The organism is Longimicrobiaceae bacterium (assembly GCA_035696245.1).
In the GTDB taxonomy this organism is placed as follows: domain Bacteria; phylum Gemmatimonadota; class Gemmatimonadetes; order Longimicrobiales; family Longimicrobiaceae; genus DASRQW01.
Genome location: DASRQW010000174.1, coordinates 1 through 6,689 on the forward strand (window position 1 = coordinate 1; position 6,689 = coordinate 6,689).

Here is a 6,689-nt window from a genome sequence, read left to right on the forward strand (position 1 = left end):
GGGCTACACGGTGGCGACGGCGGAGAGCGGCGAGCGGGGCCTGGAGCGCCTGCACGACTTCCACCCCGACACCGTGGTCTGCGACTTCTACCTCCCGGACACCGACGGCCTGCAGATCCTGCGGCGGGTGCGCGGCAGCGAGGACGGCGGGGTGACGTTCATCATCATCACGGCCGGCTGCGGCGGCGAGGAGGCCGAGACCGCCCTCCAGCGCGAGGCCGACTTCTTCTTCCAGAAGCCGATCGACCTGTCGCGCTTCCGCAGCGTACTCCAGGAACCTTCCAGCGGGTGCCGGCAGGGCGCGGCCCCCACACACTGAACAGCCAGGAGCCAGGGATGGCGGACTACGAAGACCTGCCCTACGTGGTGATCGAGCGGCGGGGCGGCGGGACGGGGGCGTTCGTCTGGGGCGCGCTGCTGGGCGCCGGGGTGGCGCTGCTGCTGGCGCCGCGCTCCGGCGAGGAGACGCAGCGCGAGATCCGCGAGACGGCGCGCCGCCTGCGCACGGCCGCCGGCGAGCGCGTGGACGAAGCCCGCGACAGCGTGACCGCCGCGGTGGACCGCACGCGCGGCGCCGTGAACGAACGCATCGGCACCGTGCGCGACGCGGTGGAGACGCGCGCCGAGCAGGCGCGCCAGGCCATCGCCGCCGGCCGCGACGCGGCCCGGCAGGCGCGCACCGAGCTGGAGCAGCGCGTGGAGGAGGCCAAGGGCGCCTACCGGGCGGGGTTGGCCGCCGCACGCTCGCCCCAGCCGGCGGGCGGCACCGTGGTGGCCGACGTGGTGATCACCGAGGTGGTGGTCGAGGCCGACCCCGCCGACCTGTAGCCTGCGGTCCTCCGGCCGGGCGCGCCCGCCCGTGCCCCGCGCCTCGATTCCCGCCGCCGCGCGCCGTCCCTCGCGGGCGGCGCGGGCGGCGCGTGTCGTTGACGGGCCGCGCGGGCGCTCCGTACGTTCGTGGGCATGACGCCGAGCGGAGCGGGGCAGGGGACGGGGTTGTGGAGGGCCGCGGGCGCGGCGCTCCGGCGCGTGCTGGGCAACGCGCTCGACTTCGCGGGCCGGGTGTACGACAAGGCGGGGCAGGACGACATCTTCTTCCTCTCCGGCGCCATCGCCTTCAACGTGATGGTGGCGGCGGTGCCGTTCCTCCTCCTCGTCGTCGCCGGCCTGGGCTTCCTGCTCTCCAACGCGGTGGACGACCCCGGACAGACGGCGGTCAGCTACGTCGTGGGCATCCTGCCGCCGTCGCAGGCGCTGGTGGCGGCCACCCGCAAGATCGTGAGCGACGTGGTCAGCGGCCGCACCCGGTTCGGCGTCCTGGGCCTGGTGCTCTTCGTGTGGAGCTCGACCCGGCTGTTCGGCACCCTGCGGTCGGTGCTCAAGGACATCTTCGACCTGCAGGAGGACCGCGGCATCATCGCGGGGAAGCTGTTCGACATGGAGATGGTGGTGGTGGCGGGCATGCTCTTCCTGGCCAACACCGGCATCACCATCGTGCTCGAGGCGGTGCACTCGGTGGGGCAGAAGTGGGCGAGCCGGCACGGGTGGACCGAGCTGCCAGGGGCGCAGGCGGCATACGCGCGCATCCTCGCCTTCCTGTTCATCTACCTGATGTTCGTGCTCATCTACCGCTACCTGCCCAAGCGCAAGACGCCCTGGCGGATCGCGCTGGTGGCGGGCACCTTCACCAGCGTGGTGTGGGAGATGCTGAAGGGCATCTTCGCCTGGTACGTGAGCAACGTGGCAGACTACGCAAGCACTTACGGCGCGCTGGCCGCGCTGGTGATCCTGGTGTTCTGGATCTATTATTCGTCGTTCGTGTTCATACTGGGCGGAGAGGTGGCACAGGTGTACGACCTGTACCGCATCCGCCGCAGGCAGAGGGAGCTGTTGGAATGAAGCATTCGATCCGACGTCTACTTTCCACCGCCGCACCGCTGGCCGCCGCCCTCGCGCTGGCGTTCGCGCCGCACCGGGCCGCCGCGCAGGGGCTGCCGGTGGAGCCGCTGTCGCTGGAGCACGGCGGCGATGCGGAGGGCTCGGCCGTGTACCGCGACCCGCCGGTGGACGTGGAGGGCCGCTACATCGTGATCTCGCTGGAGCAGCACCAGCTGTACCTGATGGAGCACGACCGCGTGATCTGGCAGACGCTGGTGGGCACCGGCACCGGCACCCGGCTCGAAGGCGCAGGGCAGAAGTGGGAGTTCTCCACGCCGCGTGGCATGTTCCGCGTGCAGCGCAAGGAGAAGGACCCGCGGTGGTACGTGCCCGACTGGTCGTTCGTGGAGCGCAAGCTGCCCATCCCCCCGCCGGACTCGCCCAAGCGGTGGGAGACGGGGATGCTGGGCACGTCCGCGCTGTACCTGGGCGAGGGCATCGCGGTGCACGGCACCAGCAAGCCCGAGCTGCTGGGCCAGAACGTCTCGCACGGCTGCATCCGCATGACCAACGAGGCCGCCCGCCAGCTCTACCACGACGTGGAAGTGGGCACGCCGGTCTTCATCTACTGAGACGGGGCACGGCCTCACTGCTTCCGTTTCGGTAGACGAAGGCGCGCCGAGGGATGCCCCCTCCCGCTCGCTTAGGCTCGCACCCTCCCCCGCAAGCGGGAGAGGGTTGGGGTTGGAGGCGCTTCGGGGGGGCGGCCGCATAGGTAGCTTCCGCGGCTCGGTCTTCGACGAGCAGGGATGCTTCAACCAACCCTCTCCCACGTAGTTTGTGGGGGAGGGTCGGCGAGTCTTGCGAGCCGGGGAGGGGGCATTGCCGTCCCGGCACGAGAAACTTTTCCGGCTTCGCGCCGGTGAACCGACAGGGCATGATCAAGACCGAGAAGGGCGAGGACAAGCCGCAGATCGTGGCCCAGAACCGCAAGGCGCGGCACGAGTACCACATCCTGGAGACGTGGGAGGCGGGGCTGGTGCTGCACGGCACCGAGGTCAAGTCGCTGCGCGAGGCCAAGGCCAACCTCCAGGACGCGTTCGCCCGCATCTTCAACGGCGAGATGTGGCTGTACAACGTGCACGTCTCGCCGTACGAGCAGGCCAACCGCTTCAACCACGACCCGCTGCGTCCCCGCAAGCTGCTCATGCACGCAAGCGAGCTTCGCAAGCTGGTGGGCAAGGTGGAGCAGAAGGGCCTCACGCTGGTGCCGCTAGACATCCACTTCATCCGCGGGCGCGCCAAGGTCACCCTGGCGCTGGTGCAGGGCAAGAAGCTGCACGACAAGCGCGAGACGCTGAAGGAACGTGCCGTCGCCCGCGACATGGAGCGCGGCATCAAGGAGTAGCCGAAGTGATTCGCACCCTCCCCCTCCTCTTTCTCCTCCTCACCGCCGCGCCGCTGCACGCCGCGCTCGCCGGCCAGCAGCCGGGCGAGTCCTGGCGCGTGGAGTCCGCGCGCGAGAGCCTGGTCGTGCGCGAGGAGACCGGCCGCGGCTATCCCGCGCTGCCGCTGTCCACCCTCGTCACGCTGGGCGCCGAGGTGGGCTACGCGCGCGACGGCGTGCTGGCGCGACTGGGCGGCTTCGACCTGCGCTTCACCGTAGGCTCGGGCGAGGTGCACGCGGGCTCGGCCACGTACCGCCTGGCGAACCCTGTGTACGAGGAGGGGGGCGCCGTCTTCGTGCCCGTGCAGTTCTTCCGCGACTTCCTACCGGTTGCCGTCGGGGCAATGGTATCGGTAGATGGCGGCGCGCGCGTCCTGCGCCGCACGCTGGCCGAGTCTACCGAGCCCGCGCCGCGGCCGTCCGAGCGCGTGACGTACTACGGCGTGATGCGCGACGTGCAGGTCGATTCCACTGGCACCGTCAAACCCGATTCCCTGGCCCGCGAGCGCTTCGCCGCGGATTCCGCCCTCGCCGCCCTGGCCGCGGGCGACGCGCTGCCCACGTCGCCGATCCCCGTGCGTGCCGCATCGCCGTCCAGCCGCACGCAGCGTCCCGCACAGGCGGACCAGCCCGCCGCCCGCTCTGCCGATGCGCCGCCGCCGTCCGCACAGGGCGACACGTCGGCGGACGCGGAGCCGGCGGGCGCGTGGCCGGGCGGCACGGGAGACGACGGGCGGCCGCGGAAGAAGCTGGTGGTGGTGGATGCGGGACACGGTGGCGTCGATCCCGGCGCGCGGGGGCCGGGCGGGACGCGCGAGAAGGACGTGACGCTCGCGGTTGCACGGCGGCTCGCCGCCATCCTCCGGCAGGACACCACGCTGGACGTGCGCATGACCCGTGACCGCGACACGCTGATCTCGCTGCGCGACCGGCCGGGGTTCGCGAACGGGTGGCGGCGCGCGCGGCAGCCGGCGGTGTTCATCTCCGTGCACTGCAACGCCAACCCCAGCCGCTCCGCCCGCGGCTTCGAGACGTACTTCCTCTCCGAGGCCAAGACGGAAGACGCCCGGCGCGTGGAGGCCATGGAGAACGCGGCGCAGCGGTACGAGGAGCAGCCCGGCCACGAGATGGGCGCGCTGGACTTCATCTTCCACGACCTGCGCCAGAACCAGTACCTGCGCGAGTCCAACGACTGGGCCGAGGTGATGGCCCGCCGCATGGGCCAGGTGGCGGGGCCGGACCGGGGGATCAAGCAGGCGGGGTTCGCCGTGCTGAACGGCGCCTTCATGCCCGCGCTGCTGGTGGAGATCGGCTTCATCACCAACCCGGTCGAGGAGCGCCTGCTCGCAACCCCCAGCCACCAGCAGGCCATCGCCGAGCAGCTTGCGGGCGGCGTGCGGGACTTCCTCCGCCAGTCGGACCGGATGGCGGCGCGGTAGGGTTTTCGGAAGAGGCTGGTTTCTGCTGAGATCGTCGTGGCGGGCCGCTCCGGAGCCGGCCGGGCGATACAGCCTGCCCGTCCGTCTCCTGCGCGGGGTCGGGGAGCCTCCTCCTCCGGCGGGCGATACTGCCTGCCCGCCTACGTCCGGGGTCTCCCCGCCCGCGGCGCGAGCCTCGCGTGCTCCGCGCCGGCTGACGCATCACGCCGCGCGAGTCTCCCGCCGCACATCATTCTAGGGGTACGACAAACGGCAACGGCAGCCTAATCCACCGTGTCCGCCCGCCGCCGTTGGTTTGCGAAGGCGGACTTTGCGCTTCCGTTGCCGCGGTTCCAACTGCCGGCCCCCCGCCCGCGTGATCCTTTCAGGCTCCTCGCCCGGACCCCTCGCGGCTCCCAAGGGTAGGTAGGGCACGCGAATACGCGAATCCTGCTCCGTCCGTCCGACCCTCCTGAAACGAGCCGATGCCCATTCGCCCCACCCCCATCATCGCGCTGGACGTGCCGAGCGCCGCGGACGCCGCGGCGCTGCTGGACCGCATCGGTCCGGCGGCGGACTTCGTGAAGGTGGGCCTGCAGCTCTTCGTGGCCGAGGGCCCGGCCGTCGTGCGCGCCATGCGCGACCGGGGTTGCCGCGTGTTCCTGGACCTCAAGTTCCACGACATCCCCAACACCGTCGCGAAGGCGGTGCAGTCCGCAGCGGCGCTGGGCGTGGACCTGCTCACGCTGCACGCCTCCGGCGGCGCGGCGATGATGCGCGCGGCGCGCGAGGCGGCGGGCGAGCGGGGCGCGGGCGGGCCGCGGCTGCTGGCCGTGACGGTGCTCACGTCGCTGTCCGGCGGCGAGCTGGCCCACGCGTGGGGCCGCCGCGACCTGTCTGCCGAAACGGAGGTGGAGCGGCTCGCGGGCATCGCGGCCGACGCGGGGATGGACGGCGTCGTCGCGTCGGTTCACGAGGCGGCTCGGGTCCGCGCGCGCCGCGGCGAGGGCTTCCTGATCCTCACGCCCGGCATCCGCCTGGCGGGCGACGCCGCGGGCGACCAGACGCGCGTGGCGACTCCGGCGGACGCGGTGCGGGCGGGGGCGGACTTCGTGGTGCTGGGGCGCTCGGTGACGGCGGCGGCGGACCCGGCGCACGCGCTCACCGCGGCGTTGCTCGACATGGAGAACGCCGTGCTGGAAGGGAGCCCCGCATGAGGCATCGCTTCGGTCTGCTGCTCGCCGCGCTTCTGCTGGCGTTCGCCGGCGTGCCGCGCATCGCCGCCGCGCAGGGCTCCCAGCCCGTGCCGCTGGAGGCGTTCGTGGCGGGCGTCGCGCGCCTGTGGGCCGCGGGCGACGCGGACGCGCTGGTGCGTCTCGCGCCCGCGGACGGCCGCATCATGCTGGACCTGGGCGACGCGGGCGCGGGGCCTGTGCAGGAGCGCCAGGCCGCCGCCGCCCTCCGCGCGCTTTTCGACGACCGCGCCACCGTATCCGTCCGCGCCGAGCGCGTGACCGTCTCCGGCGGCCAGCCGCTCGCGGGGTTCGGGGAGCTGCGCTGGGTTTCGCGTCCAAAGGGCGTGACCGTCGCGAAGAGCTCCGTCATCTACGTCGGTGTCGTGTGGGACGGCCGCGCCTGGCACATCCGCGAACTCCGCATCCTCGGCTGACGCAGGCGCGTTGGGCCGGGTTTGGGATGATCGCTCTGGTTCGGGGGCGCGGTTCGAGGTCGAGGGATACAGCGGAAGCCGCATCGAAATCGCCGGCCTGTTCGCGGCGGAGAGGGTTCGGATGCGATGAATCGCACCCCTACAGGTGTAAATTCCGTGTGTCCCAGCGGTCGTTTCGTTGCGGAGAGACGGGCGGACACGCAGGTCCGCGCACTACACGATTTCGCGCGCCTTTGCCGTCGCAGTACCCAGAAGATGATGTGCGGCGGGAGACTGC

Annotated in this window: 8 protein-coding genes; all 8 read left to right on the forward strand. The window is 71.9% G+C overall.

Annotated elements, in window-relative coordinates:
- A partial coding sequence (locus VFE05_08195; protein HET6230034.1) for a response regulator occupies positions 1–319 on the forward strand: 319 nt, incomplete at its 5' end.
- Positions 320–336: 17 nt separating this feature from the next.
- A complete protein-coding gene (locus tag VFE05_08200; GenBank protein ID HET6230035.1) occupies positions 337–828 on the forward strand; it encodes a YtxH domain-containing protein in 492 nt (163 codons plus the stop codon).
- A gap of 135 nt (positions 829–963) precedes the next feature.
- The gene (locus VFE05_08205) at positions 964–1,899 is read left to right on the forward strand and encodes a YihY/virulence factor BrkB family protein (protein ID HET6230036.1); all 936 of its coding nucleotides are present in this window, start codon (positions 964–966) and stop codon (positions 1,897–1,899) included.
- Complete coding sequence (locus VFE05_08210) at positions 1,896–2,510, forward strand: L,D-transpeptidase (GenBank protein HET6230037.1); 615 nt, start codon at positions 1,896–1,898, stop codon at positions 2,508–2,510. Before VFE05_08205 ends, VFE05_08210 begins: the two co-directional genes overlap by 4 nt.
- A gap of 305 nt (positions 2,511–2,815) precedes the next feature.
- A complete protein-coding gene (gene smpB / locus VFE05_08215; protein HET6230038.1) occupies positions 2,816–3,286 on the forward strand; it encodes an SsrA-binding protein SmpB in 471 nt (156 codons plus the stop codon).
- Positions 3,287–3,291: 5 nt separating this feature from the next.
- Positions 3,292–4,764 carry an N-acetylmuramoyl-L-alanine amidase gene (locus VFE05_08220; protein HET6230039.1) on the forward strand — a complete coding sequence of 491 codons (1,473 nt, stop codon included), beginning with the start codon at positions 3,292–3,294 and terminating at the stop codon, positions 4,762–4,764.
- Between the two features lie 464 nt (positions 4,765–5,228).
- Positions 5,229–5,960 (forward strand): orotidine-5'-phosphate decarboxylase, encoded by a 732-nt coding sequence (gene pyrF, locus VFE05_08225; GenBank protein ID HET6230040.1) that lies wholly within the window; start codon positions 5,229–5,231, stop codon positions 5,958–5,960.
- The gene (locus VFE05_08230; GenBank protein HET6230041.1) at positions 5,957–6,412 is read left to right on the forward strand and encodes a hypothetical protein; all 456 of its coding nucleotides are present in this window, start codon (positions 5,957–5,959) and stop codon (positions 6,410–6,412) included. Before pyrF ends, VFE05_08230 begins: the two co-directional genes overlap by 4 nt.
- Positions 6,413–6,689: the final 277 nt, after the last annotated feature.

What these genes read in the sequence shown, in the direction of transcription:
- VFE05_08200 (HET6230035.1), top strand. Translation starts at nt 337, where the DNA reads ATGGCGGACTACGAAGACCTGCCCTACGTGGTGATCGAGCGGCGGGGC.
- VFE05_08205 (HET6230036.1), top strand. Translation starts at nt 964, where the DNA reads ATGACGCCGAGCGGAGCGGGGCAGGGGACGGGGTTGTGGAGGGCCGCG.
- VFE05_08210 (HET6230037.1), top strand. Translation starts at nt 1,896, where the DNA reads ATGAAGCATTCGATCCGACGTCTACTTTCCACCGCCGCACCGCTGGCC.
- smpB (HET6230038.1), top strand. Translation starts at nt 2,816, where the DNA reads ATGATCAAGACCGAGAAGGGCGAGGACAAGCCGCAGATCGTGGCCCAG.
- pyrF (HET6230040.1), top strand. Translation starts at nt 5,229, where the DNA reads ATGCCCATTCGCCCCACCCCCATCATCGCGCTGGACGTGCCGAGCGCC.
- VFE05_08230 (HET6230041.1), top strand. Translation starts at nt 5,957, where the DNA reads ATGAGGCATCGCTTCGGTCTGCTGCTCGCCGCGCTTCTGCTGGCGTTC.